Consider the following 24904-nt stretch of genomic DNA (forward strand, 5'->3'; position numbering starts at 1 on the left):
CCTCACTCCCCCACTCCCCCACGAAGCTACGGAGATCCCCTTGCGACCCAGAAGAAGAACGGCGGGAGCCGTTGCCACCGCGGCGGCGGTCCTCGCCTCCGCACTCGGCGTGTCCGCCGCCGGAGAGGCCGGCGCCGCGGAGCCCGAGAAACTGGTCATCGACCTCGCCACCGACACCGGCGCCTTCCACGGCGGCGCCAGCGGCAGCCTGTACGGGATCTACGGCGACGGAGCGCCCAGCCGCAACCTCATCGAGGGCATGAACCTGCGCACGGTGTCCACCAAGGCGCAGGACGGTCCGCAGCACCCGGGGGCGGACGCGCTGGAGATCCTGCCGCCGTTCGTGGACTCGGGCGGCAAGGACGTCTACATCTATATGACCGACATCTACCGCGGCTTCCCGTACGAGTGGCCGGGTGCCGACGGTCCCGCGCGGCTCGCCGACTTCAAGGAGAAGCTCAAGAAGCAGGTCCAACAGGTCCTGACCATGGGCGACTACAAGGACAACGTCGTCTACGTCCCCTTCAACGAGCCCGAAGGGAACATGTTCGGCACCGGCAAGTGGAGCTACAACGGCGTCTCCTGGCGCACGAACCCGGGGCCCTTCTTTGAGGCCTGGAAGGAGGCCTACCACCTCATCAAGGACCTGGACCCGAACGCGCGCATCGCGGGCCCGAACACCTCCACCCTCTACAACGAGGTCAAGGGCTTCCTGCAGTACGCCAAGGCCAATGACGTCGTCCCCGAAGTGATGACCTGGCACGAGCTGTCCAACCCCGCCGTGGTCCGTACGAACGTCGCGAAGTACCGGCAGTGGGAGAAGGAGGTCGGTATCAGCCCGCTGCCCATCAACGTCAACGAGTACGGGCACAACTACCACCTCTCCGTGCCCGGCCAGGTCGTCCAGTGGGTCTCGGCGATCGAGGAGTCGAAGATCGACGCCGACCTCGCGTACTGGAACATCGACGGCAACCTCAACGACTCGGCCGTGGAGGCCAACAAGGGCAACGGCCAGTGGTGGCTGTTCAACGCGTACGGCCAGATGTCGGGCCACACGGTGGAAGTGACCGCCCCGCACCCCAACCAGCAGTACACGCTCCAGGGCGTCGCCACGCTGGACAAGGACAAGAAGCAGTCCCGGGCGATCTTCGGCGGCAAGAGCGGCGACGCGGACGTCGTCTTCAAGAACACCGACCCGAAGCTGTTCGGCACGAAGGTGCGCGCCACGGTGCAGGAGATCCCGTGGACCGGCCAGGTCGGTGACTCGGCCCAGCCGCTGCGGCTCGCCGACCAGGAAGTCACGGTCGGCGAGGACGGCACGGTCACACTCCCGATGACCGGCATGAACGAGATGTCCGCCTACCAGGTCATCCTCTCCCCCGGCGGGAACGGCGGGGAGCCCGCCGGTCCCTCCGTCGGCTGGCGGAAGTCCTACGAGGCGGAGAACGCCACCTACACCGGCAGCGGCTACACCAAGAACGGGCCCGAGGGCACACCCTCCGACGTCGGCAAGTTCGCGACCAGCGGCAACTACAACGTCGGCGGCCTGCGCACCGGCTCCGACGGGTCACTCGCCTTCGACGTGGAGGTGCCGAAGGACGGCACGTACGACCTGAGTGTCTTCGCCAACTCCTTCAACCAGTTCGACCGGGTGAAGGAGCAGGGTCCGACCAACGTCTTCCTGCGCGTCGACGGCAAGGACCCGCAGGAGCTGCGTATGCCGCTCGGCTACAAGTGGGTGGTGTGGGGCCACACCGACACCACGGTGAAGCTGACCGCCGGCAAGCACCGGATCACGCTCGCCGCGAAGGACCCGGACCTGGGTGTCACCAAGGGCGACGCGATCATCGACAAGGTCGACCTGGCACTGCGCGACGAGAACGTGACCCGGCCAGCGATCTACGAGGCCGAGTACGCCACCCTCACCGGCACCAAGCCCGGCTACACCCACCCCGGCGCCTCGGGCCCGGGCGCGGTACCGCTGCCCAAGGGTGACTCCGCGACCTTCTGGGTCCACTCCCCCGCCGACGGCGAGGCGACGGTGTCCCTCGACCACCTCGGCGGCGGCAGGGCGGAGGTGGCCCTCAACGGCGAGAAGCTCGACCTCCCCGGCGCGGGAGCCGACACGAAGGGCACGGACGTCACGCGGATGTTCCTGTCCGGCGGCATCAACAAGATCACCGTCACCGGTACCTCAGGCGAGCTGGTCGTCGACCGGCTGCGGGTCTCGCCCTCGAGCGGCAACCTGGTGACGAAGGTGCACCAGGCCGAGGACGGCGAGTTGAGCGGCGCCGCCAAGGCCACAGAGGCGTACACCTTCGCCACGGGCGGCAAGGCGGTCACCGACATCGGCAACGGAAAGGAGAACGCCCTCACCGTCGACGTCGACGCCGAGCGGGCCGGGCGGCACGCGGTGACCATCCGCTACTCCAACGCCGAACAGGCGCCCGCCACCCACTACAACCCGGACCCGATCGCCCGCCACGCCGACCTCTCGGTGAACGGCGAGGCGGCGCGCAGGGTGCTGTTCCCGACCACCTTCCACTTCAACGATTTCCGGGAGCTGACGGTCCCGGTGACCCTGAAGAAGGGCACGAACCGGATCCGCTTCACAGCGGAGGAACTCCCCGACTTCGACGGCACGACCTACAACCAGTACGACCAGCGATCCCCGTACGCACCGGTGATCGACCGCATCACCGTCACCCCGCTGGCAGAGAAATAACCCTCAGGAGAAACAGCCCTCCGGGCACCTCGCAGTCCACCAGGCCGCCGGTCCGCTCCCCCGGGCCGGCGTCCTGGTGTGCCGGGCCGAGCCCGGTCGGGTCTGGTCTGCGAGGGCCGTAGGCCGGGGCTACGCCGGGAAGAGCTCGGGCAGCAGCCGGTGGGCGTCGGCGCGGGCCGGTTCGACCGCGTCGACGGGCGCCGACGAGGCCGGCCAGCGCAGCGTCACGCCGATGTCCGCCCAGCCGCCGACGGTGGCCAGGAACTTGTCCAACGCCGGGTTGGACAGCCCGCGGGCCTGCAACGGCGCGACGTGCCGGACGAAGAACTCACCGATGCGCCGCTCCACGTCCGCTGCCGCCGCCGGATCCGTCGTCATCAACCGGTACCACGCGACCGCGCCGCGGGGCGACATGGCTGCGACGTTGGAGTAGCTGCCGTGCGCGCCTCGGGCCAGCCCGGAGGCCAGCAGGTGGCCGGGTACGAAGACCGACAACTGGGGCACGGCGTCCGCCATGGCCGCGTACCAGGCGGCGTCGCCACCGGCCATCTTGACCCCGACGAGCTGGGGGACCTCGGCGGCCACCCGTCCGAGGAGCGGCGGCGGCACCTGGGTTTTGGCGTGCAGCGGGTTGTAGAGCACCAGCGGCACATCGTCGGCGGTCTCGGCGGCACCGACCAGGAATCGCACGACCTCGTCGTCACGCAGTGGGACCCAGTCCGGCAGGATCACCTGGACGGCGCCCGGTCGCAGCGCGGCCGCGCGCCGGATGCGATCGAGCATCACCGGCGTGGCCGGATGCGAGGCACCGATCTGGTACGGCACCCCTGCCGCCTCGCACCGCCCCGCCAGCACCGCGTTCACCCGGTCGAACTCGGCTTCGTCGAGGGTGTGGAACTCGCCCGCGGTGCCGTGGGCGTAGACGCCGTCGACGCCGCTGGTCAGCAGCACGTCGAGCTGGCCCGCCAGCCGGTCCCAGACGATGTCGCCCCGCCCTTCGACGGGGAGCAGGAGGGTGCCCCACACTCCGGTGACCTGGTCCGCGGCCAATGGCTTCATCGGGGCTCCCTCCGGAGGGGGCGAGTTCAGCGTCGGGCCCGACCCGGGGCTCATGTCGGGCCCGACCCGGGGCTTGTGAGGATGCCGCACCGAAACGCACGCCGACAGACGGCCCGAACTGATCCAGCTAGACTTGCATGAAAGAAAGTTTCATCAAAGAAACTTTCCTGGACGTGCGTGGGAAGCAGTTCTTCATGAATGGATTCATCGGCCGCCGTACAGAACTCGGCCTCTTGAACGACATGCTGCATCCGGTGAAGACCGGCGGGCGCAGCGGACGTCCCGGGCGGGCGGCACTGATCCGCGGGCGTCGCCGCGTCGGCAAGTCCCGGCTGGTGGAGGAGTTCCTGGAACGCGCCGAACTGCCGCACGTCTTCTTCACCGCCGTCGGCGGCTCAAGGGAGGAGGACCTGGCGGGCTTCGTCGCAGAAGTGGCCGCCTCCAGCCTCCCGGACGCGGCCCGATTCGTGGACTTCACCGCGCCGCAGACCTGGGACGCTGCCCTGAGTCTCCTCGCCTCCGCGCTACCGACCGATGCGCCCAGCGTCGTCGTCCTCGACGAGATGCCTTATCTCGTGCGCGAGGACCCGGCCTTCGAAGGAACCCTGCAGAAGGTCTTCGACCGGACTCTGTCCAAACTGCCTGTACTGCTCGTCCTCATCGGCTCCGACATCGCGATGATGGAACAGCTCAACACCTACGGACGCCCCTTCTACCAGCGCGGAACCGAGATGGTCGTGCCCCCGCTCAACCCGGCCGAGGTCGGGACCATGCTCGATCTGCCGCCCGCCGACGCCTTCGACGCCTATCTCGTGTCCGGCGGACTCCCGCTGATCCTGGAAGAGTGGCCGCACGGCGCCGGACTGTGGGACTACCTCGCCTCCGCGCTGCGCAAGCCCACCTCGGCCCTACTCGTCAGCGGTGAGCGCACCCTGGCTGCCGAGTTCCCCACCGAAGCACAGGCCCGTACTGTCCTCGGCGCCATCGGGCACGGTGAACGCACCTTCTCCCTCATCGGCCGGGGTGCCGGCGACCTCAACCCCGGCTCGGTGAAACGCTCCCTGGAACTCCTGACCACCCGCCGCATGGTCGCCACCGACCTGCCCCTGTCCACCAAACCCAGCCGCGAGACCCGCTATCGCGTCGACGACCCCTACCTGCGATTCTGGCTCTCCTTCATCGGCCCGGGCATTCCCGCCGTCGAGCGAGGCCGGGGCGACCGCGTCCTCGACTCCATCCGCACCAGCTGGACATCCTGGCGCGGCAGGGCCATCGAACCCGTCATCCGCGAAGCACTTTGGCGCCTGGCCGACGACCGGCTACCCGAAAACACCAACGCCGTCGGCGGATACTGGACCCGCACCAACGACCCGGAGATCGACCTCATCGGCGCGGACCGCTCCCCGATCGCCAAGAAGATCACTTTCGCCGGATCGGTCAAGTGGCTGGAGAACAAGCCCTTCGACCACCGTGACCTCTCCCGCCTCATCATCCACCGCTCCCAACTCCCCGGCGCCGACGACGACACCACCCTGCTCGCCGTCACCCGCAGCGGCTGCACCGCCGAAGGGGTCCTTCCCTTCACGCCCGAGGACCTCCTCGACGCCTGGACCTGACACGCGAGCCGTCGTCGCCGACTGCCTCTCGAGACCATCCTCAGGTTCCGATGAGCCAGGCGGAGGAGTCGGTCATGGCTGCACCGAAGCCTTGGACTATTTTTGGCACTTGACGCTGTCGTCGATCTTGATCGTCAGCCGAGCTCATGGAAGATGCTCCTTCGGACCTGTTTGTTCAGTGGCTGGGGGCAGAGCTGACGTCGGTGCTCGATTCTTTGATCACAAGCGGATGCAGCTCCCACGCGTCGACCGCGAAGCCCAGGCGCGTACCCGGCGCGCTGCGGGCCTGAAGTCGCCACGGGCCCTGCCCTGTTGGGTAGAAGCGCAAGGTGAGGACCTGGCCGGTGGTGGTCAGGAAGATCTCGGCGATGGAGTGGTCGACGACCACGCGCAGGTCGACGGGTCGATCGGCTGGGCAGGGCATCCGGTAGGAGCCGCCGTGGGCCCGGGTGTCCAGTGAGGCGTGGTCGCGGTCGACGGCCAGTTCACCCGCGTCGGCATCGAGGCGGATGTCGAGGTACTCGGAGCCGTCCGGCGTGGTGAGCAGCCGCAGACCGGCGTTTCCGGTCGGCTCCAGACGGGCCGTCAGGTCGAAGGCGCGGCCCACGCTGCCGAGGTCCACCGGCTGCGGGCCGTGCGTCGCGCCTTCGGCGTGGAGGGTGTGTCTGCCGCGCAGGGCCAGCAGTTCGGTCGTGGGCTGCTGGCGCAGCGAACCGTCATCGTCGACGTGGATTTCGCGAGGCAGGGTGAGGACGCCGGCCCATCCGTCCGCGACGGCCCAGTCCCCGTCGCGGGCTTCCCATGACCAGCCCCACAGCAGCCACCGGTTGCCCGGTGCGCGCAGCAGGGCGGGCGCGTAACAGTCGGGGCCGTAGTCGACGGGTACCGGTGAGCCGGCCTCGAAGCGGCCGTCGTGCTCTTCGCCGATCAGGGCTGCGACGCTCTGCGGGCCGGTGGGTTCGTTCCATGCGCTGAAGATGAGGGCGCAGCGTCCGTCGGCTGCCGTTGCCGGGAGGTACTGGGGGCATTCCCAGCCCTCGCCGGTGTGCAGGTCGGTGCCGCTGATGGGCTCCTTCTCGCGGGCCGCGAAGGGCCCCCGGTACGTCCAGGACTTCAGGTCGGGCGAGTCGTACAGGAGGGCCGCGGCGCGGCCGTCCGCGAGGGCGGCGCCGACCAGCATCCGCCAGCCGTCGCCGTGCTGCCAGACGTACGGGTCGCGGTACATGGTGCAGCCCTCGGGCAGCTCGGGGATGAGCAGTTCGCCTCGCGGGCGGAAGCTTCTGCCGCCGTCGTGGGAGACGGCGCAGGTGACCGGCTGGTGCTGGAACGAGCGGGCCTCACGGTGCGCGGAGTAGAAGGCGACGAGACGGTCGCCGTCGGAGACGGCGTTGCCGGAGAAGCAGCCGTCGGCGTCCAGGCCATCCGGGGTCGGGGACAGGGCGATCGGCAGCGGCTCCCAGGTCAGTAGGTCGGGGCTGCGGAAGTGGCCCCAGTGCACGTTCGCGTGGGTCGCTCCGTACGGGTTGTACTGGTAGCACACGTGGTAGTAACCGTCGTGGAAGACCAGCCCGTTGGGGTCGTTGATCCAGTTGCGGGGCGGGCGCAGGTGCGCGACGGGGTGATGCGGATCGCGGAGTGTGGGCGTGGTGGACACACGCGTGCCTTTCGGTGTTTCAGGGTGGGCCCGCCCCGCCGGCCCTCGTTTCGGCGGGGCGGCCGGCCGGCGAGGCGGGGGTCTTCAAGGCCGTACAGAGGCCGTACAGCCCGTACGCGGCCTTCAGTTCCGGATGCGGAAACCTGCGCTCAGCTGCTGCTCCCGCCGTGAGCTGGGGCCGACGCGGAGGGCGAACTCACCTGGTTCGACGACGCGACGGTTGTCGGCCGTGACGAGTGAGCACTGCGAGGCGGGGATGCTGAGGCTGACGTCCAGGCTTTCGCCGGGCGCGATCTCGGCCTGAGTGAAACCCTTCAACTCCTGCTCGGCCCAAGTGACGCTGGTGGTGAGGTCGCTGATGTATGCCTGCACCGTTTCCAGGGCCGGACGGCTGCCGCTGTTGGTGACTCGGACCGTGGCGTTGATGGTGCCGTCGGTGGCGACGTCCGTGTCGTGCACGACCAGGTCGGAGTAGGTGACCGTGGTGTAGCTGAGGCCCTCGCCGAACGCGAACAGCGGGTCCTGGGTGAGATCCGCGTAGCGGCTCCCGTGCTGGCCTCGTACCTGGTTGTAGAAGACCGGCTGCTGTCCGACGTGGCGTGCGAAGGAGACCGGGAGCCGGCCGCTGGGTTCGGTGAGGCCGAGGAGGAGTTCGGCGACGGCGCGTCCGCCGCGCATGCCCGGGTTGAACGCCTCGATGAGTGCTGCCGCGTTCAGTGCCGAGTCCGGGAGGGTGCTCGGCTTGGACTGGGCGAGTACGACGATCATGGGTGTGCCGGTGGCGGCGACCGCGTCCAGCAGCGCGATCTGGCCGCCCTGGAGGTCGAGCGTGGCCGTGGAGCGTCCCTCGCCGGTGAGGGCGTTGCTGTCTCCCACGACCACGACGGCGTAGTCAGCGGCTTCTGCGGCGGCGGTGGCCTCCCGAAGCTGTGCCTGGTCGACCGGGGCGGGGGTGAAAACCGGCGCCTGCGGCTGGCCGTCGGGCCCGATGGACCACTCGAGTTCGGAGGCGGGGCTTGCGATGTCGGCTCCGCGGGCGTGCGTGATGGTCCAGTCGGCGGGTGCGACGGTGCGAAGGCCGTCGAGCACCGTCTCCACGGACTCACGTGGATGTCCTTCGGGCATCCACGGCACCTGGCCGGTCGCACCCGCCCAGTCGCCGAGCATGGCTTCCGGGCTGTCGGCGTTGGGGCCGATGACCGCGATCGTCCGTGGTGTGCCTTGGCTTGCGGCGCGGCCCATGCCGTCCGCTGTCAGCCCGCCTTCGAGGGGCAGAACCCCGTCGTTGCGCAGCAACACCAGGGAACGACGGGCGGTTTCGAGGTTGAGGTCGACGTGTTCGCGGCAGCCGATCACCTGCGCCTGCCGCTCGGGGTCGGGAGTGCGGGGGTCCTCGAAGAGCCCGAGCTCGAACTTCAGCCGCAGAACCCGCCGTACCGCGTCATCGATCTGCTTCTCGTCGACCAGGCCGCGGGCGACCGCCTCCTGGGCGCCCTCGAAGAACTGCGGCGTGGCCATGATGAGGTCGTTCCCGGAGCTGACGGCGACCGCCGCCGCCTCGGCGTAGTCGGCGCAGGTCCGCTGGTCGTAGACCATCCGGCCGACGTTGTCCCAGTCGGTCACCAGCGTGCCGGTGAAGCCCCATTCGCCCTTGAGCACATCGTTGATCAGCCACTCGTTCGCGGTGATGGGCACCCCGTCTATCGACTGATACCCGAGCATGAAGCCGCGACAGCCCGCCCGAACCGCCTCCTCGAACGGGGGCAGGAACCACGAGCGCAGCTTGCGCGGGCTGAGCTCGGCCTCGCTCGCGTCGCGCCCGCCCAGGGTTTCGGAGTAACCCGCGAAATGCTTGGCGTACGCCAGCACGGCCGTCGGGTCGCCGAGGCCCTCACCCTGGTAGCCGCGCACCATCGCCGCTCCCAACTCGCCGATCAGGAACGGGTCCTCGCCGAACGTCTCGTTGATCCGGCCCCAGCGCAGGTCCCGGGTGATGCACAGCACCGGGGAGAACGTCCCGTGGATTCCGGTCGCCGCGATCTCGGTCGCGGCCACACGGGCCACCCGGTGGAGCAAGGACGGATCCCAGCTGCAGGCCATGGCCAGCTGGGTCGGGAAGATGGTGGCGCCCGGCCAGAACGAGTGGCCGTGGATGCCGTCGTCGGCGGTCAGCAGCGGAATGCCGAGCCGGGTCCGCCCGGACAGTTCCATGGCCTGAGGCATCAGGTCGGGAGACACATGCAGGACCGAACCGGACAGCTTGGCCGTCACGATGTCCGCCAGGTCACCGTGTTGTGCGTCGAGCATCAGCAGTTGCCCGACCTTCTCCGGCAGCGTCATCCGGGACAGCAGGTCCTCGGTCCTCGCTTCCACAGACACTTCCGGATCCAGGTACGCGGCAGGGCGGACCGGCTGTCCCACTGTGTTCTCCAAGTGATGAGTCGTACGGGGTCGGGGAGTTGACGAGCGACGGCGAACGCGTCGTCACTTCAGGCCGGTCGTGGCGATGCCGGCCACGAACTGCCGCTGGAAGATCAAGAAAACGATCATCACCGGCAGCAGGACGACCATGGCGCCGGCGAGCAGGATGCCGAAGCGGGTGAAGGACTGTCCGCTGCTGGCCAGGGCGAGGCCGACGGGGAGGGTGTACTGGCTCTCGTTCTGGGCCACGACCAGGGGCCACAGGAAGTTGTTCCAGGAGCCGAGGAAGGTGATGATCCCGAGGGTGGCGAGAGCGGGCTTGGTCAGCGGCAGGATGATCTTCGCGAAGATGGCCAGTTCGCGGCAGCCGTCGACGCGGGCGGCGTCGATGAGCTCGTCGGGCAGGGTGGAGATGAACTGCCGCATCAGGAACACCCCGAACGGGGTGGCCAGGAACGGCAGGATCAGCCCGAGCAGGGAGCCGGTCAGCTGCATGTTGGCCACCAGCACGTACAGCGGTACGAAGGTGACCAGGCCGGGGACCATGAGCGTCCCCAGGACCAGCAGGAAAACGGCGCGCTGCCCGCGGAACTCCAGCTTGGCCAGGGCGTAGCCGAGCATCGAGCAGAAGATCAGGTTGCCCGCTGTGACGGCGAGGGCCACGATCAGGGAGTTGCCGAACATGCTCGTGAAGTCGAGCGTGCTGAACAGCTCGCCGTAGTTGGCGGTCGTGGGCGACGTGGGTATCAGGACGGGCGGTACGCGGCGGATGTCGGCCTCGGGCTTGAACGAGCCGGACAGCATCCACAGGAACGGGGCGACCATCAGCAGCAGGGCGCCGGCGAGCGGGATGTACAGCCAGGGCTGGCCCCAGTTCCGCCGGATGCGGCGGCGCCTCAGGGAGCGGTCCGTGCCCGGTGGTGGCGTTTGGAGAGTCGAGAGGGTGCTCATGGGTCGTCAGTCCTTGTCTCGCAGCACGCGGAACTGCAGCACGGTCAGCGCCACGATGAGGACGAAGATGACGTAGCCGGCCGCCGACGCCATCTCGTAGTTGCCGTTGCCGAACTGTTTGTAGGCGTACAACGTGGCCGACAGGGTGGAGTCCAGCGGTCCGCCGTCGGTCATGACGAACGGCTCGTCGAAGAACTGCAGATAGCCGATGCCGGTGGTCACGGCGGTCAGCAGCAGGGCGGGGCGCAGGAGCGGGAAGGTGACCCGCCAGAACCGCTGCCAGGGCCCGGCGCCGTCGAGTTCGGCCGCTTCCATCAGGGACTGCGGTACGGACTGCAGTCCCGCCAGCATGATGATCATGACCGTGCCGAGGTTGCGCCACACGGCCATCACGATCATGACGGGCAGGGCGAAGCGGGTGTCCGCCAGCCAGGCCGGACCATCGATCCCGAACCAGCGCAGGACGAGGTTCACCAGCCCCGAGCGCGGCTCCAGGAGCGTCTTCCACACCACGGCGACGGCCACGATGCTGGTGATCACCGGCAGATAGAAGCCGACCCGGAAGACGGCCCGGAAGCGGCGGATGCCCCGGTCGAGGGCAACCGCCGCCGCGAGCCCGGCGGCCAGCGTCAGGGGCAGGGCCACCAGGACGAAGACGCCCGTGTTGCGCAGGGCGGTGAAGAACTGCGGGTCCTCAAAGAGCCGTACGTAGTTGTCGAGGCCGACGAACGTCACGTTCAGCGGCGTACGCAGGTCCGAGCTCTTGGTGTCGGTCAGGCCCATCAGCAGCGACCACACCACCGGCACCAGCATGAAGGACGCGAACAGCGCGAGGAACGGGGCGGCGAGGACCCAGGCGGCCCGGGCCTGCCTGCCGCGCGCCGTGCTGCGGAGGCCGAAGCGCCGGCGACCGGGGTTCTGTTCCGGCCGTGCGGTGCCCTGCTCGTGGGTGTCGCCCGGCCCGGGGAGGGTTTTCGTGGACATGGATGTCATCCGTCCGTACGAGGGATACTCACGCGGCGGCGCTCAGCGACCGGTGCCGATGCTGGTGGCCTTGGACTGCAGCGTCTTCTGCACCTGGGCGACGGTGGCCTTGCCGAGGGTCAGCTTCTCCAGTTCGGAGTCGATGGTGTCGGCGATCTGCTGCCATGTCGTGATGGCGGGCGGCGCCTTGCTGACCTCGAGCTGCTCGGCGAACGCCTTGAGGTTCTCGTCCTCGGTCAGCTTCCCCTCGGTCCACGCCTGGGGCGAAGGGGGCAGGCTGCCGGTGGCCTTGGAATAGGTCGCGAGGTTGGCGGGCTCGGTCAGGAACTGGGCGAACTTCCACGACGCGTCGGGGTTCTTGGCCTCCTTGAACACCGCCAGGTCGGTCCCCCCGGCGAACCCGGCGGGCTGCTTGGTGTGCGGCACCGGCATGGTCTTCCACTTGCCATCCAGCTGCGGGGAGTCCTTGTGGAAGGTGCCGCCGGCCCACGCGCCCTCCTGGTAGACGGCGGTCAGCCCGTCCTGGAAGGCCTGCACGTTGTCCGCCCTGTCGGTCGGCGCCAGGCCCTGCTTCGGGACGCTCGCGTAGTCCTCCAGCGCCTTGGCGACCTCGGGCGAGTCGAAGGTGAACTTCCCGGTCTCGGCGTCGTAGATGTCACCGCCCCCCTGCCAGACCATGGGCAGCCAGAAGATCCAGGAGTTGAAGCCCATCACCAGCCCGCTGGCATGGCGCAGCTTGGGGTTCTCCTTGCCGGCGGTGGCCTGAATGGCCTTGAGGTCCTTCAGGTATCCGGCCCGGTCGCCGGCCAGGGCGCCCTTGATGCCGGCCTTCGTGGTGAGGTCGGTCCGGTAGTAGATCGCTTGGGTGTCGGCGATGAACGGGACGCCGTAGGAGGTGTCCTTGTACTTGGTGGTGTCCCACTGGCCGGGGTAGAAGTCCGACGACTTGATCGACGTCGGGGTGGCCTGGAAGCCGTTCAGGGCGGCCATCTCGGCCATCCAGGTGCTGCCCACCATGGACATGTCCGGTGTGTTGCCGCCGGCTATCGCGGTGGTCAGCTTGTCGTGGGCGCCGTCCCACGGGACCGCGGTGATCTTGACGTCGGCGTCCGGATTCTCCTGCTCGAACTTCTTGGCCAGCGCCTTCAGGTCTTCGTCGGGGTCGCCCATGGACCACATGACCACCGTCCCCTTGGCCTTGCCCGCGCCGATCTCGGCGGGCGCGTCGTTACCGGGGCCGGAATCCTCGCTCCGGCCGCAGCCGGTGGCCACCAGGGCTGCCGTGACGGTGAGGCACAGGGTCTGGACGGTTCTGATGGTGTGACGGGTGGCGATACGCATAATGCGGCTCCTTGCCGTTGGGCGATACAGGCGCGGGGGGCGAAGGGTGAGAGCGGGGTGTGCGAGGCGCACCGTTCGGTGTCCCGGATCGGGACGCGCGGGGGGGGGTGCGTGCGGGCATGGCCGCGTGAGCGCAGGCGCAGCCGCGAGGAGTTGCGACCAGTTGTAAGGAGTTGCGAGGAGGCGAGTCCGAAGAGGTTCGCCGAGGTTTCAAGGAGAGAGGTTTCAAGGAGCCGGGGGCGGTGCGTCACCGGCAACGCACCGCCCGACCGCGAGGGGCGCCATCACTTGCGTAGCGCGATGACGTCCCGTCAGTTCGGGTTCGGCTTCGGCTCTAACGTCGAGCCACGGATCACCAGGCTGGTGGGAATGATGCGCGAGGGGGCGGCCTCCGGCGATCTCCGCACATGGTCGAGCAGCAGACGGGCCGCCGCCTCCCCCATCTCCCGCATCGGCTGGCGGATGGTGGTGAGTCCCGGATAGGTGTACGACGCCAGCTCGACGTCGTCGAACCCCACCACGGCGACATCCCGCGGAATCCGAAGGCCGGCCTCGTGCAGGGCGGCGAGCGCACCGGCCGCCGAGGGGTCGTTGTGCCCGAAGACCGCGTCGAACTCCACGCCGTCCGCGAGAGCTTGCGCGACCGCGTTCCGGCCGCCGTCGAAATAGAAGTCGCCGCGGATGATGCTGCGTTGGCCGAGTTCGATCCCGGCCTGCGCATAGACGTCGACGAAGCCGCCCAGCCGTTCCTGAGTACAGCCGTATTCATCGGGACCGGTCACCACCAGAGGGCGACGGCGGCCGAGGTCCAGCAGGTGGCGCGCCGCCTGCTCACCGCCCTCCCGGTTGGTGGTGGCCACGTACGGGAATCCCGGCCGCTGGAAGCGGTCGTCTATCAGCACCACCGGCAGCCCTGCTTCGTGCAGTTCCGTGATGGCCCCCAGGGCTCCCTCGGGCTCGATCACCAGCAGACCGTCGAACGACTTGGCCGCGACCTGCAGACCCAGCCTGCGCAGCGACTCCTCACCACGGTTCCAGGTCAGCATGCGCAGTCCGAAGCCCTCGGTCTCCAGCGTTTCGACGACCGCCTGCACTATGCCGGCCCAGGCCCAGGCCATATCAGGGACCAGCATGCCGATCATCTGTGTCGTGCCGCGTGCGAGCCCCACTGCCCCGGCGCTCGGCACATAGCCGAGCTCCGATATCGCCTTGCGGACCTTCAAGACGGTGTTCTCGTTGATCTCGCCCTTGCCGTTCAGCACTCGCGAGACCGTCGTCTTGCTGACGCCGGCCCGCGTGGCCACGTCGGCGATAGTGACTCCCATGTCACCTCCCCTCCCTTCCTGCAGAGGCGGAAGACGTCCTCCCGCACCGAAGGGCCGATCGTACAGAGACCCTTGCAACCGGTACCGGGAGCGGTCCCGGAACCGGTTTCGGTACCGGTTCCGGCAGTGAAGCACCGAGAGGCCCGACCGGTCAACACCCCGGAAACAACTCGTTAACCGGCCAACTTGGCTGCCTGTTGGCCCGTACCAAAGCAATCTCGCCCGCACCGTTGACGGCACTGGCCGGGTTGCGCTTCATTGTCGGGGCACTCGATGTCATCGCTGACACAAGTCAACGTTGACACCTCGGTCGGCGGCGTGGACGACAACGCCGACCGGAGACGTCACTTTTCGGTCCGTCCGCGCCAGAGCCGCAGTCAGCGCTGCCCGGACGACCGCGGGACAAGGAGACACCATGAGCTCTGTACGCGTATCCCGGCATGCCCGCATACGGATGCTGGCGGCGGTGGCGACGGTCTGCGCCCTGTCGGCAGCCCCGCTGGCCCCCCATGCCGTCGCGGCCGACACCCCGCCGTACTCCGAGACGTACAGACCCCAGTTCCACTTCACTCCGGAGAAGAACTGGATGAACGACCCCAACGGCCTCGTCTACTACAAGGGCGAGTACCACCTCTTCTACCAGTACAACCCGAACGGCAACTCCTGGGGCGACATGTCCTGGGGGCACGCGGTGAGCAAGGACCTCGTGCACTGGGAGGAGTTGCCGCTCGCCCTGTCGCACGACGACGAGGAGATGGTGTTCTCCGGCAGCGCGGTCGTCGACTGGAACAACACCACCGGGTTCGGCACGAAGAAGAACCCGCCCATGGTGGCGATCTACACCAGCGCCTACAAGAACGGCGGCAAGCAGGCCCAGTCGCTCGCCTACAGCACCGACCGCGGCCGTACCTGGACCAAGTACCAGGGCAATCCCGTCATCGACATCGGCTCCGACAACTTCCGCGACCCCAAGGTCCAGTGGCACGCGCCGACCAAGAGCTGGCTGATGACCGTGTCGCTGTCCGCCGAGCACAAGGTGCGGTTCTACTCGTCCAAGAACCTCAAGGACTGGGAGCTGCTCAGCGATTTCGGGCCGGCCGGTGCGACGGGCGGCGTGTGGGAGTGCCCCGACCTGTTCCCCCTCGCGGTCGACGGGGACCCGGACAACATCAAGTGGGTCCTGGTCGTCAACATCAACCCCGGTGGTATCGCGGGCGGTTCGGCCGCCCAGTACTTCATCGGCGACTTCGACGGCAAGAAGTTCACCGCCGAGGACAAGGGCTCGTACACCCCGCCCACCGGCGAGGTCGTGCAGGACTTCGAGGGCAGCGGCTTCGGTGAGTGGACGACGACCGGATCCGCGTTCGGCCAGGGACCGGCGGCCGGGTCGGTGGACGGGCAGGAGGGTGTCGAGGGCTTCGACGGCAAGGGCCTCGGCAACAGCTTCCACGGCGGTGACGGCGCCACCGGCACCCTCACCTCCCCCCAATTCACCGTCGACAGCCCCTACTTGAACTTCAAGATCGGTGGCGGGCGGCATCCGTACGAGGCCGGAACCGTCATGGACGGGGCTCCGCCCGAGGGCACGGTCCTCGCCGATTTCGAAGGCGGAACGTACGGTGACTGGACGGCGACCGGGGACGCCTTCGGCACCGCACCGGCCACCGGCACGCTCCCCGGCCAGCAGGGTGTTTCCGGCTTCCTGGGAGACGGGCTGGCCAACAGCTTCCTGAAGGGCGACGCCAGTACCGGCACCCTCACGTCGCCCGAGTTCACCATCGACAAGAAGTACGTCAACTTCCTTGTCGGCGGCGGCAACCACCCGGCCGGCTCCGCCAACCCCACCGCCGTCGAACTCCTCGTGGACGGCCAAGTCGTCCACAGCGCCACCGGAAAGGACGCCGAAGCGCTCAACTGGGCCTCCTGGGGCGTCGGCGACCTCGCCGGCAAGAAGGCGCAGCTCAGGATCGTCGACGACAACACCGGCGGCTGGGGCCACCTCAACGTCGACCACATCGTGCTGTCCGACACCCAGGCCCGGCGCGTCTCCCAGGAGACCTCCGTCAACCTGCTCGTCGACGGCAAGGTCGTCCGCAGCGCGACCGGCGCCGACAGCGAGACCCTGGACTGGGCGTCGTTCGACATGCGCCCGTACGCCGGCAAGAAGGCGCAGCTCCAGGTCGTCGACATGAACACCGGCGGCTGGGGCCACGTCCTGGCCGACCAGTTCACCGCCGCCGAGAAGCCCGCCAAGTCCGTCGTGCAGCGCGCCGACTGGGCCGATTACGGCAAGGACTACTACGCGGCGGTGTCCTGGGAGAACGCCCCCGGCGGCAAGCGCTACATGATCGGCTGGATGAACAACTGGGACTACGGCCAGTCCGTCCCCACCTCCCCGTGGCGCGGCGCGCAGAGCGTTCCGAGGGAGATGGCCCTGCGCACCGTCGACGGCCAAGTCCGGCTGACCAGCAAGCCGGTGGGCAGCCTTACGTCCCTCCGGCAGAAGCGCCCGGCCATCGCGTCCGGAATCACCGTCAAGAACACCTCCAAGCCCCTGACCAGCCGTGGTTCCAAGGGCAAGGCGCTCGACATCGAAGCGACTTTCTCCCTCAAGGACGCCGACCGCTTCGGCCTCAAGGTCCGCACCGGGGCAGCCGGGGAGGAGACCGTCATCGGCTACGACGCCACGACGCAGGAGCTGTACGTCGACCGCACCCGCTCCGGCGTCGGGGACTTCAACAGCACCTTCCCCGGCGTCCAGACGGCCCCCCTGAAGGCCAAGAACGGCAAGGTCAAGCTCCGTATCCTCGTCGACTGGTCATCCGTCGAGGTCTTCGGCGGCAACGGCGAAGCCGTGATCACCGACCAGATCTTCCCCGACCCCGCCAGTACCGGCGTCGAGGTCTTCGCCGAAGGCGGCACCGCCACCCTCGACCACCTGCGGGCGTGGCAGCTGAAGTCCATCTGGCGGTGACGAGTCCCGGGTCCGCGCGCCGGCCGGCCAGAAGCGGCCTCCAGCGCGCGGCTCTCGGCTCAGTGGATCCCTGTCGCAGTTCCGGTGCGGCAGGCAGGATGATCGTCGTGATCCATGCCTTGGAGGAAGGAGCGTTCCGCTGTGACGCATGCTCACGAGGAAGAAGTCCTGGCCCGCATCGCCAAGGGGCTCGTCTACACCGAGTCCGAAGCGGCCTTCCAGGCCCCTCGGCGCCGCACCGAGCAGATCTTCGAGTACAACCACACACCGCCGAGCGAAACGGAGAAGCGTCGATCGCTGCTCGTCGAGATCTTCGGCTCGGTCGGTGAACGCACGGTGCTGCTGCCGCCGTTCCACGCCGGGTTCGGCAGCCACGTCCACATCGGCGACGACTTCTTCGGGAACGTGAACCTCACGTTCGTCGACGACGTGGACATCCGCATAGGCGACGGTGTCATGATCGCGCCCAGCGTCACCCTGACCACGACGGGACACCCGGTGCATCCCTCACGACGCGTCGACTTCGGACGGTTCTCGGAACCGATCGTGATCGAGGACAAGGTGTGGATCGGCAGCAACGTGGTGGTCCTGCCCGGCGTCCGCATCGGTTACGGGTCGGTCATCGGCGCCGGAAGCGTCGTCAGCCGCAGCATTCCCCCGATGACCGTCGCGGTCGGAACCCCTTGCCGGGTGGTCCGCGCCATCACGGACGAGGACCTCACCACACGTGCCGCCGGGTATTAGCGCCGTTACGGACGTGCCGCCAGCGGATCGAGGAACGTCAGTACGGAGGCGTCCTCCTCGATCAGCGGGGTGAGGGCGGCGTTGAACGGGGCGCCGTACGGGGCGGCCAGGTGTGCCTTGAAGGCGTCCTCGTCGCGGTAGGCCTCGAAGATCCAGTAGGCGCGCGGGTCGGCCGCCTTGGTGTAGACGTCGAAGGCCAGGTTGCCTTCCTCTTCGCGCACCTTCAGGGCGTAGTCCCGGATCAGGCGGGCGACTTCGTCCTCCGCTCCCTGACGGGCGGTGAACTCGGCGAGCAGGGTTTTCGTCATGGCTTCGGGTCCCTGTCAGTAGGTGGAGTCGCTGTCAGTGGGTGGAGGTCGGTGGGTGGAGTCGCTGCTCTTCTCATGAACGCGGCGGCAGAAGCAGAACGGGCACGTTGCGGACAGTGACCGAACGGCATTCGGGCGGGCGACGGCCACGGGCGTTGCCGATTTGTGTCCAGTACTAGGCATTGACGTTGCCCGGAGACGGAGTCCATCATCCTGGCCAAGCAGTGTCAACGATGACATAAGTCAACGATGACACCTCGGGACGGCATGCCCCTATGCCGGCCGCTCGCCCGCAATCCCGCAGGAGTCGTTCATGTCACGCATCTCTCGTCTGCCCTCCTCCTTGATCAGAACCGCCGCGTGCACGGGCGTCGCGGCCCTCGCCCTGACCGCCTGTGGATCCGGATCGGAATCGGGCACCGCGAGCAGCGGTGCGGGCGACGTCAAGGTCGGTCTGATCACCAAGACCGACACCAACCCGTTCTTCGTGAAGATGAAGGAGGGCGCGGAGAAGTCCGCGAAGGCCGAAGGCGTCGAGCTCATGACCGCGGCCGGCAAGTTCGACGGCGACAACGCCGGTCAGGTCACCGCCATCGAGAACATGGTCGCCGCCGGCGTGAAGGGCATCCTGATCACCCCGAGCGACTCCAAGGCGATCGTGCCGGCCCTCGAGAAGGCCAAGGCCCAGGGCGTCCTGGTCATCGCCCTGGACACCCCGACCGAGCCGGAGAGCGCGGTCGACGCCTTGTTCGCCACCGACAACCTCAAGGCCGGCGAGCTGATCGGCGAGTACGCCAAGGCGGCCATGAAGGGCAAGGACGCGAAGATAGCCACCCTCGACCTGGCGCCGGGCGTCTCCGTCGGCGTCCAGCGGCACAACGGCTTCCTGAAGGGCTTCGGCATCAAGGAGGGCGACCCCTCCGTCGTCTGCTCCCAGGACACCGGAGGCGACCAGGCCAAGGGCCAGACCGCGATGGAGAACTGCCTCCAGAAGGAGCCGGGCATCAACGTCGTCTACACCATCAACGAGCCCGCCGCGCTCGGTGCGTACACGGCGCTCAAGGCCAAGGGCCGGGAGAAGGACGTCCTGATCGTCTCCGTCGACGGCGGCTGCACCGGGACCGAGGCCGTCAAGGGCGGCACGATCGCCGCCACGTCCCAGCAGTACCCGCTGAAGATGGCCGCCGATGGCGTCAAGGCCGTCGTGACGTACGCCAAGGACGGCAAGAAGGCGTCCGGTTACACCGACACCGGCGTCACTCTCATCACCGACAAGGCGCAGGACGGGGTCACGTCCAAGGACACCGCGTACGGGCTGGAGAACTGCTGGGGCTGAGCCGTCGGCCCTCTCAACTTCCGCCGTAGGTGCGGCCGTTGACGCCGTCACTCCCGCCGTAGCCGCCGCCGTTCGACATCCCTCAGCGGGGCGGCCGTCCCCTCCTCCCCGACCCAGGGACGGCCGCCCCCTCGTCCTCTTGCCGTCCGACAAGGACTGAGCTTCCCGTCCTCCTGCCGTCCGACAAGGACCGAGCTTCCCGTCCGACACGGACCGACAAAGACTTCTGTCTTCCGACAAGGACCTCGATGACTGCCACGTCCACGCCCCCGAGCAAAACCTCGCCGTACGCGGAGCTCAAAGCACCGACGACGGCCCGCAGACTGCTCACGCAACCGACCACCGGCCCGCTGGTCGCTCTCCTCCTTGCCTGTCTTTTCTTCTCCTTCTCGACCGACCAGTTCCTCACGGGCGGGAACTTCTCGCTGATCGTGCAGCAGGTCATGGTCGTCGGCACCCTCGCCATCGGGCAGACCCTGATCATCCTCACCGCGGGCATCGACCTGTCCTGCGGTGCCGTGATGGCGTTCGGCAGCATCGTGATCGCCAAGATGGCGGCCGAGGGCTCCCTGCCGCCGCTCGCCGCGATCGCGCTGGGCCTGGTCGTCTGCGGCGGCTTCGGCCTGCTCAACGGGGCGCTGGTGCAGAAGATCCCGCTGCCGCCGTTCATCGTCACCCTCGGCATGCTCAACGTGGCGTTCGCGCTGACCCACATCTACTCCGAGGAGCAGACGGTCACCAACCTGCCCGGCCCGCTGACGGCTCTCGGGCAGACCTTCCCGCTCGGCAAGACCGACATCACGTATGGCTCGCTGGTCACCATCGCCCTGTTCCTCCTCGTCGCGTACGCGCTGAGCAGCACCAGCTGGGGCCGGCATGTCCACGCGCTGGGCAACAGCCCGGAAGCGGCCCGGCTGAACGGCATCCGTACCTCCCGCCTGACCATCGGCGTCTACACCGCGGCCGGCGTCCTCTACGGCATCGCCGCCCTGCTGCTCATCTCCCGTACCGGAGTCGGCGACCCGCAGGCCGGGCAGACCGACAACCTCGACAGCATCACCGCGGTGGTGCTCGGCGGCACCAGCCTCTTCGGCGGCCGTGGATCGGTCCTGGGCACGTTCATCGGCGTCCTCATCGTCGGCGTCTTCCGCAACGGCCTCCAACTAATGGGTGTCGCGTCCATCTACCAGACCCTGATCACCGGTGTCCTGGTGATCCTCGCGGTGACCGTCGACCAGCTCTCCCGGAAGAAGGCCCGTTGACCATGACCGCCACCACTTCCCCCACCCCCGTCCTGCAGGCCCGCGGTCTGGTCAAGCACTACGGCCACGTCACCGCCATCGACGGCGCCGACTTCGACCTGCTGCCCGGCGAGGTCCTCGCCGTCATCGGCGACAACGGAGCCGGCAAGACGAGCCTCATCAAGGCCCTCACCGGCGCGGTGGTCCCCGACGCGGGCGAAATCCGCCTCAACGGGAAACCCATCACCTTCCCCGGCCCGCAAAGCGCCCGCGCCCACGGCATCGAGACGGTCTATCAGGACCTCGCGGTGGCCGCCTCCATGGACATCGCCTCCAACATGTTCCTCGGGCGCGAACTGCGCCGCCCCGGCATCCTCGGCAACGCCTTCCGCATGCTCGACAAGAAGCGCATGCGTCAGGAGGCCGCCGAGCACATGGCCGACCTGAAGATCGGTCTGCGCTCGCTGACGCAGTCGGTCGAAACGCTCTCCGGCGGACAGCGGCAGGCCGTCGCGGTGGCCCGTGCCGTCGCCTGGGCCCGTAGCGTCGTCGTCATGGACGAACCCACCGCCGCCCTCGGCGTCAAGGAGTCCGGTCAGGTCCTGGACCTCATCCGCCGCGTCCGGGACAGGGGCCTGCCGGTCGTCCTGATCAGCCACAACATGCCGCACGTCTTCGAGATCGCCGACCGGATCCACGTACACCGGCTGGGCCGGCGCGCGGCCGTGATCAAGCCGTCCGACTACTCGATGGCGGAGGTCGTCGCCATCATGACCGGTGCCCTGACCGTCGACGAGGCCGGAGATACTGTCGTGGCGGATTCCGCGGCGGCGAAGGCCGCGGGAGTCCAGGCCAACTGACGCACCACTCACCGGTTCTGGCCGCCGCGGCGGCCGGAACCGCCCAGTCCACAGGAAACGGTCCTACATGGCAGCGAAGCGCCGACCCACCCTGGCCGACGTCGCCCAAGAGGTAGGCGTCAGCGCCAAAACGGTCTCCCGTGTCCTCAACGAAGACGGACCCGTCTCGCAGCAGACCAGGGAACAGGTACTCGCCGCCGTGGCCAAACTCGGCTTCCAGCCGAACCTCATGGCCCGCAACATCCGCGTCGGCGGCCCGGACACCACCATCGGACTGGTCATCCCCGACCTCGCCAACCCCTTCTTCGGAGCCGTCGCCCGCGCCATCGAAGACACCGTCAGCGAGCGCGGGCTGACGCTGCTCATGGGCTCCTCGGCGGACGACCCCGACCGCGAACGCGCCCTGACGGCCAAGTTCCTCGCCCGGCGCGTCAGCATCCTGATCGTCGTGCCGTCCGTCGGCGCCGACCACTCCCACCTCAAGTCACACCGTACGGCGGGACTGCCCGTCGTCTTCCTCGACCGCCCGGGAGTCGGCCTGTCCACGGACAGCGTCGTCAGCACCAACCGCGCGGGCTCCCACGACGGCGTCGCCCACCTCATCGCCCACGGGCACCGCCGCATCGGCTTCGTCGGCGACCTGCCCGTCAAGCTGTACACCCGCCGCGAACGCTTCGCCGGCTACCGGGCTGCCCTGCAAGAAGCCGACATCCCCTACGACCGCTCGCTGCTGGCCAGCGCACACGACCAGCCGGGAGCCGAGGCCGCGACCGCCCAACTCCTCGAACTGGCCGATCCCCCCACGGCGTTGTTCGCCGGAAACAACATCATGGCGCTCGGAATAGTCGCCGAACTCGCCCGCAGCAAGCGCAAGGACGTAGCCGTCGTCGCCTTCGACGACCTATCTCTCGCCGAGGCACTGGAACCGGCCCTGACCGTCGTCGCCCAGGACCCCGAAGAAATCGGCCGCAGCGCCGCGGCCACCGCCCTGTCCCGCCTCGACGGCGACCGCTCCCGGGCGCGCACCATCACCGTGCCCACCCGGCTGGTCGTCCGGGGCTCGGGGGAGCAACCGGCGCCCAAGCCGTAAACGGCCTGCCCCTGACTGACGGCCGATGACCATCAGAGCGGCTTGAGGCGGGCCTTGAGCAGGCAGAACTCCGTTGACGCTTTCCGGGCGTACGGCTACGCGAGCCCGTCCGCTCCTCCCTCCAGCCACACCCGCAGGCGCGACGGGTGCCCCGCGTCCATGTGCACGGTGTTCGTGGCTACGGCGGTGCGGCGGGCCGCTGCCTCCGGGGTGCCGGTGTTGGTGTTGACGTCGAAGCGGGGGAAGTTGCTGGAGGAGATGTCGAGGCGGATGCGGTGGCCGGCGGTGAAGCGGTTCGCCGTGTCGGGGGCGGTGACCTCGATCTCGTACACCTGGCCCGGAGTGAGCAACTCGGGCTTTTCGGTGGAGCGGTGGAAGCGGCAGCGGGCGATGCCGTCGGTGAGGTTCATGGCGAAGCCGTGCGGATAGTCGGCGTTGGGCGGGTGGACGTCGATCAGCTTGATGGTGAAGTCGGTGTCCGGGGCCGTGGTCGAGATGTGGAGCCTCGCCGACACCGGTCCGGCCAGCACCACGTCCCGCTCGAGGGGCGGGGTGCTCAGGCTGATCACGTCCGGGCGGGAGTCCAGCGGCAGGTACGGCTCGCGCGCCCCGTACACCCGGGCGTCCGGGGTGTTCTGGTCGTAGGCCCCGCCGCTCATCACCGGCTCCCCCGAGGTGACTTGGCCCCCCATGGTGGGGACCGGGTGGCGCGGGTCGAAGTCGTACGTCACCGAGGCGGCGGCCACCGTGGGCGGGGTGACGTCGAGGGCGCCGTCGGCGGTGAGGTACAGGTCGACCGGTGCCGTCGCGGTCGGCGGCCACCAGGTGTCGGAACGCCATTCCCCGCCGTGCCGCATCCGCCCGGCCGCGTCCCGCCGCCCGTCACCGCCGCCCATCAGGAAGTACTGGACCGCGGGGAGGTCCGAGTCGCTCGCCCGGCCCAGCGCCCGGTCGAACCAGCGGCGGCGGAACTCCAGGTACGAAGGGGCGAGGTTGCCGTCCAGTGGTGCTCGCGGGCCGAAGTCCACGTCTCCGGCGTACGTCTCGCAGCGGCGCCCGTGCGTCCACGGGCCCATGACCAGGTAGGAGGGTGCCGACTTCAGCTCGCGCAGGGCGGTGAAGTTCTCGATGGTGGAGCGGACGTAGGGGTCGTACCAGCTCCCTATGTGCAGGCTCGGCGCGTCCGGGAAGCGGTCGTAGAAGCCTCGCCCGTAGATCGCCGGGTTGCGGTAGTAGTCGCCGAAGGCGTCCTGGCGCCACTGCTCCAGCAGGAAGTCCTCGTACGCCGACAGATGCCGCAGCGGTGTGCAGCCCGGCCGCCACGGCATGGCGCCGAACCAGCCCGCCACGTCCACCCGCGACAGTGCCTCGGACAGCACCGGATCTGCCGCGGCCTCCGGGCTGCTCACCGCCTGCCGCAGGGTCCAGGTCACCTGCTTCAGCTCGAAGGCGCCGCCCATCCGCATCCCCGCGTCGTACGCGGAGGAGAAACCGCCCGAGTCCTGCACCATGGCGGCGAGCCCCTCCACCCCCTCGGCGGCAGCGGCCGCCTGGACGTGGGCCGAGTAGGAAACCCCCGTCATCACGACCCTGCCGTCGCACCACGGCTGGCTCCTGAGCCAGTCGATCGTGTCCGCCCCGTCCGGGCCCTCGCCGAGGTACTTCACGAACGTTCCCTCGGAGTCGCCGCGGCCCCGGCAGTCCTGCCGTACGACGTGGTAGCGGGCCTCGGTGAAGTGCCGGGCGATGTCCTCGGGCTGCGGGACCGGTGCGTCACCGCGGTCCTGGTCCGAACCGCGCTGCGCACGCCGGCCGTACGGGGTGCGCTCCAGCAGTACGGGAAGTACGGGCAGCGCGGTCGCCTCCGGCGCGGATGAGGCGGAGTACAGGTCGGCGGCGAGACGGATGCCGTCCCGCATGGGGATGCGCAGGGTGCGGCGCCACAGGGCACCGCCCCGGAGGGGTTCGGGGCGGTGGGCTTGGGGGGTGTCGGTGTCGTACGAGGTCACTCCCGTGACGCTAGGCAACGGCCCGGAACATGGCGATCACTTGACGTCATCAGGTCAACTGTTCCGCCGGACGGTGACGGGACCGGACGCGGGTCCTACTGTCAGCGCAACCCGGGAACGCCCCGCGTTCCTTCCCGGCGGATCGTGCCCGGCTCGGTCGTGGTGACGGCGGTCAGAGCACCGGCACACATGCGGTCGATCGAGTAACCGGGCACGGACTGCGGCAGCCCGGCCAGGATGCCGGCCGTGCGACCGATGGTCAGGCC

At 68.7% G+C, this 24904-nt stretch carries 17 protein-coding genes; 8 read left to right on the forward strand and 9 right to left on the reverse strand.

Annotated features, from left to right (window positions below; genetic code table 11):
* The first annotated feature begins 40 nt into the window (after positions 1-40).
* Positions 41-2725 (forward strand): carbohydrate-binding protein, encoded by a 2685-nt coding sequence (locus G6048_RS32860; RefSeq protein WP_165343243.1) that lies wholly within the window; start codon positions 41-43, stop codon positions 2723-2725.
* 129 nt (positions 2726-2854) lie between these two features.
* Here the strand turns inward: G6048_RS32860 and G6048_RS32865 are convergent, their stop codons facing one another.
* A complete protein-coding gene (locus G6048_RS32865; RefSeq protein ID WP_165343244.1) occupies positions 2855-3784 on the reverse strand; it encodes a dihydrodipicolinate synthase family protein in 930 nt (309 codons plus the stop codon).
* A 194-nt stretch (positions 3785-3978) separates the two neighbouring features.
* On the opposite strand from G6048_RS32865, the gene G6048_RS32870 reads away from it, so the two are divergent.
* Positions 3979-5400 (forward strand): ATP-binding protein, encoded by a 1422-nt coding sequence (locus G6048_RS32870; protein ID WP_165343245.1) that lies wholly within the window; start codon positions 3979-3981, stop codon positions 5398-5400.
* Positions 5401-5575: 175 nt separating this feature from the next.
* On the opposite strand, the gene G6048_RS32875 is transcribed toward G6048_RS32870, so the two are convergent.
* The 6 genes from G6048_RS32875 to G6048_RS32900 form a co-directional block, all read right to left on the reverse strand.
* Positions 5576-7054 carry a glycoside hydrolase family 32 protein gene (locus tag G6048_RS32875; protein WP_165343246.1) on the reverse strand — a complete coding sequence of 493 codons (1479 nt, stop codon included), beginning with the start codon at positions 7052-7054 and terminating at the stop codon, positions 5576-5578.
* 123 nt (positions 7055-7177) lie between these two features.
* On the reverse strand, positions 7178-9475 hold the full coding sequence (locus G6048_RS32880; RefSeq protein WP_165343259.1) for a glycoside hydrolase family 3 N-terminal domain-containing protein: 2298 nt from the start codon (positions 9473-9475) through the stop codon (positions 7178-7180).
* Positions 9476-9538: 63 nt separating this feature from the next.
* Positions 9539-10426, reverse strand: coding sequence for a carbohydrate ABC transporter permease (locus G6048_RS32885; protein WP_165343247.1), 888 nt, complete (start codon positions 10424-10426; stop codon positions 9539-9541).
* A gap of 6 nt (positions 10427-10432) precedes the next feature.
* The gene (locus G6048_RS32890) at positions 10433-11419 is read right to left on the reverse strand and encodes a carbohydrate ABC transporter permease (RefSeq protein ID WP_165343248.1); all 987 of its coding nucleotides are present in this window, start codon (positions 11417-11419) and stop codon (positions 10433-10435) included.
* Between the two features lie 33 nt (positions 11420-11452).
* Positions 11453-12751: an extracellular solute-binding protein gene (locus tag G6048_RS32895; RefSeq protein ID WP_165343249.1), complete on the reverse strand. Its 1299-nt coding sequence runs from the start codon at positions 12749-12751 to the stop codon at positions 11453-11455.
* Positions 12752-13062: 311 nt separating this feature from the next.
* Entirely contained in the window at positions 13063-14076 is a 1014-nt protein-coding gene (locus G6048_RS32900) for a LacI family DNA-binding transcriptional regulator (RefSeq protein WP_165343250.1), read from the reverse strand.
* A gap of 415 nt (positions 14077-14491) precedes the next feature.
* On the opposite strand from G6048_RS32900, the gene G6048_RS32905 reads away from it, so the two are divergent.
* Complete coding sequence (locus tag G6048_RS32905) at positions 14492-17050, forward strand: GH32 C-terminal domain-containing protein (RefSeq protein WP_165343251.1); 2559 nt, start codon at positions 14492-14494, stop codon at positions 17048-17050.
* Between the two features lie 141 nt (positions 17051-17191).
* On the forward strand, positions 17192-17794 hold the full coding sequence (locus tag G6048_RS32910) for a sugar O-acetyltransferase (protein ID WP_165343252.1): 603 nt from the start codon (positions 17192-17194) through the stop codon (positions 17792-17794).
* Between the two features lie 5 nt (positions 17795-17799).
* On the opposite strand, the gene G6048_RS32915 is transcribed toward G6048_RS32910, so the two are convergent.
* On the reverse strand, positions 17800-18102 hold the full coding sequence (locus G6048_RS32915) for a putative quinol monooxygenase (RefSeq protein WP_165343253.1): 303 nt from the start codon (positions 18100-18102) through the stop codon (positions 17800-17802).
* Positions 18103-18415: 313 nt separating this feature from the next.
* Here G6048_RS32915 and G6048_RS32920 point away from each other — a divergent pair, with 313 nt between their 5' ends.
* The 4 genes from G6048_RS32920 (at position 18416) to G6048_RS32935 (ending at position 22629) form a co-directional block, all read left to right on the forward strand.
* Entirely contained in the window at positions 18416-19438 is a 1023-nt protein-coding gene (locus G6048_RS32920; RefSeq protein WP_165343254.1) for a sugar ABC transporter substrate-binding protein, read from the forward strand.
* A gap of 248 nt (positions 19439-19686) precedes the next feature.
* Positions 19687-20700 carry an ABC transporter permease gene (locus tag G6048_RS32925; protein ID WP_165343255.1) on the forward strand — a complete coding sequence of 338 codons (1014 nt, stop codon included), beginning with the start codon at positions 19687-19689 and terminating at the stop codon, positions 20698-20700.
* Positions 20701-20702: 2 nt separating this feature from the next.
* On the forward strand, positions 20703-21539 hold the full coding sequence (locus G6048_RS32930) for an ATP-binding cassette domain-containing protein (protein ID WP_165343256.1): 837 nt from the start codon (positions 20703-20705) through the stop codon (positions 21537-21539).
* A 67-nt stretch (positions 21540-21606) separates the two neighbouring features.
* Complete coding sequence (locus tag G6048_RS32935; RefSeq protein WP_165343257.1) at positions 21607-22629, forward strand: LacI family DNA-binding transcriptional regulator; 1023 nt, start codon at positions 21607-21609, stop codon at positions 22627-22629.
* 95 nt (positions 22630-22724) lie between these two features.
* Here G6048_RS32935 and G6048_RS32940 read toward each other — a convergent pair whose 3' ends face one another.
* Positions 22725-24638 (reverse strand): CocE/NonD family hydrolase, encoded by a 1914-nt coding sequence (locus G6048_RS32940; RefSeq protein ID WP_165343258.1) that lies wholly within the window; start codon positions 24636-24638, stop codon positions 22725-22727.
* Between the last annotated feature and the right edge of the window lie 266 nt (positions 24639-24904).

The organism is Streptomyces ureilyticus (genome assembly GCF_011045025.1).
In the GTDB taxonomy this organism is placed as follows: Bacteria; Actinomycetota; Actinomycetes; order Streptomycetales; family Streptomycetaceae; genus Streptomyces; species Streptomyces ureilyticus.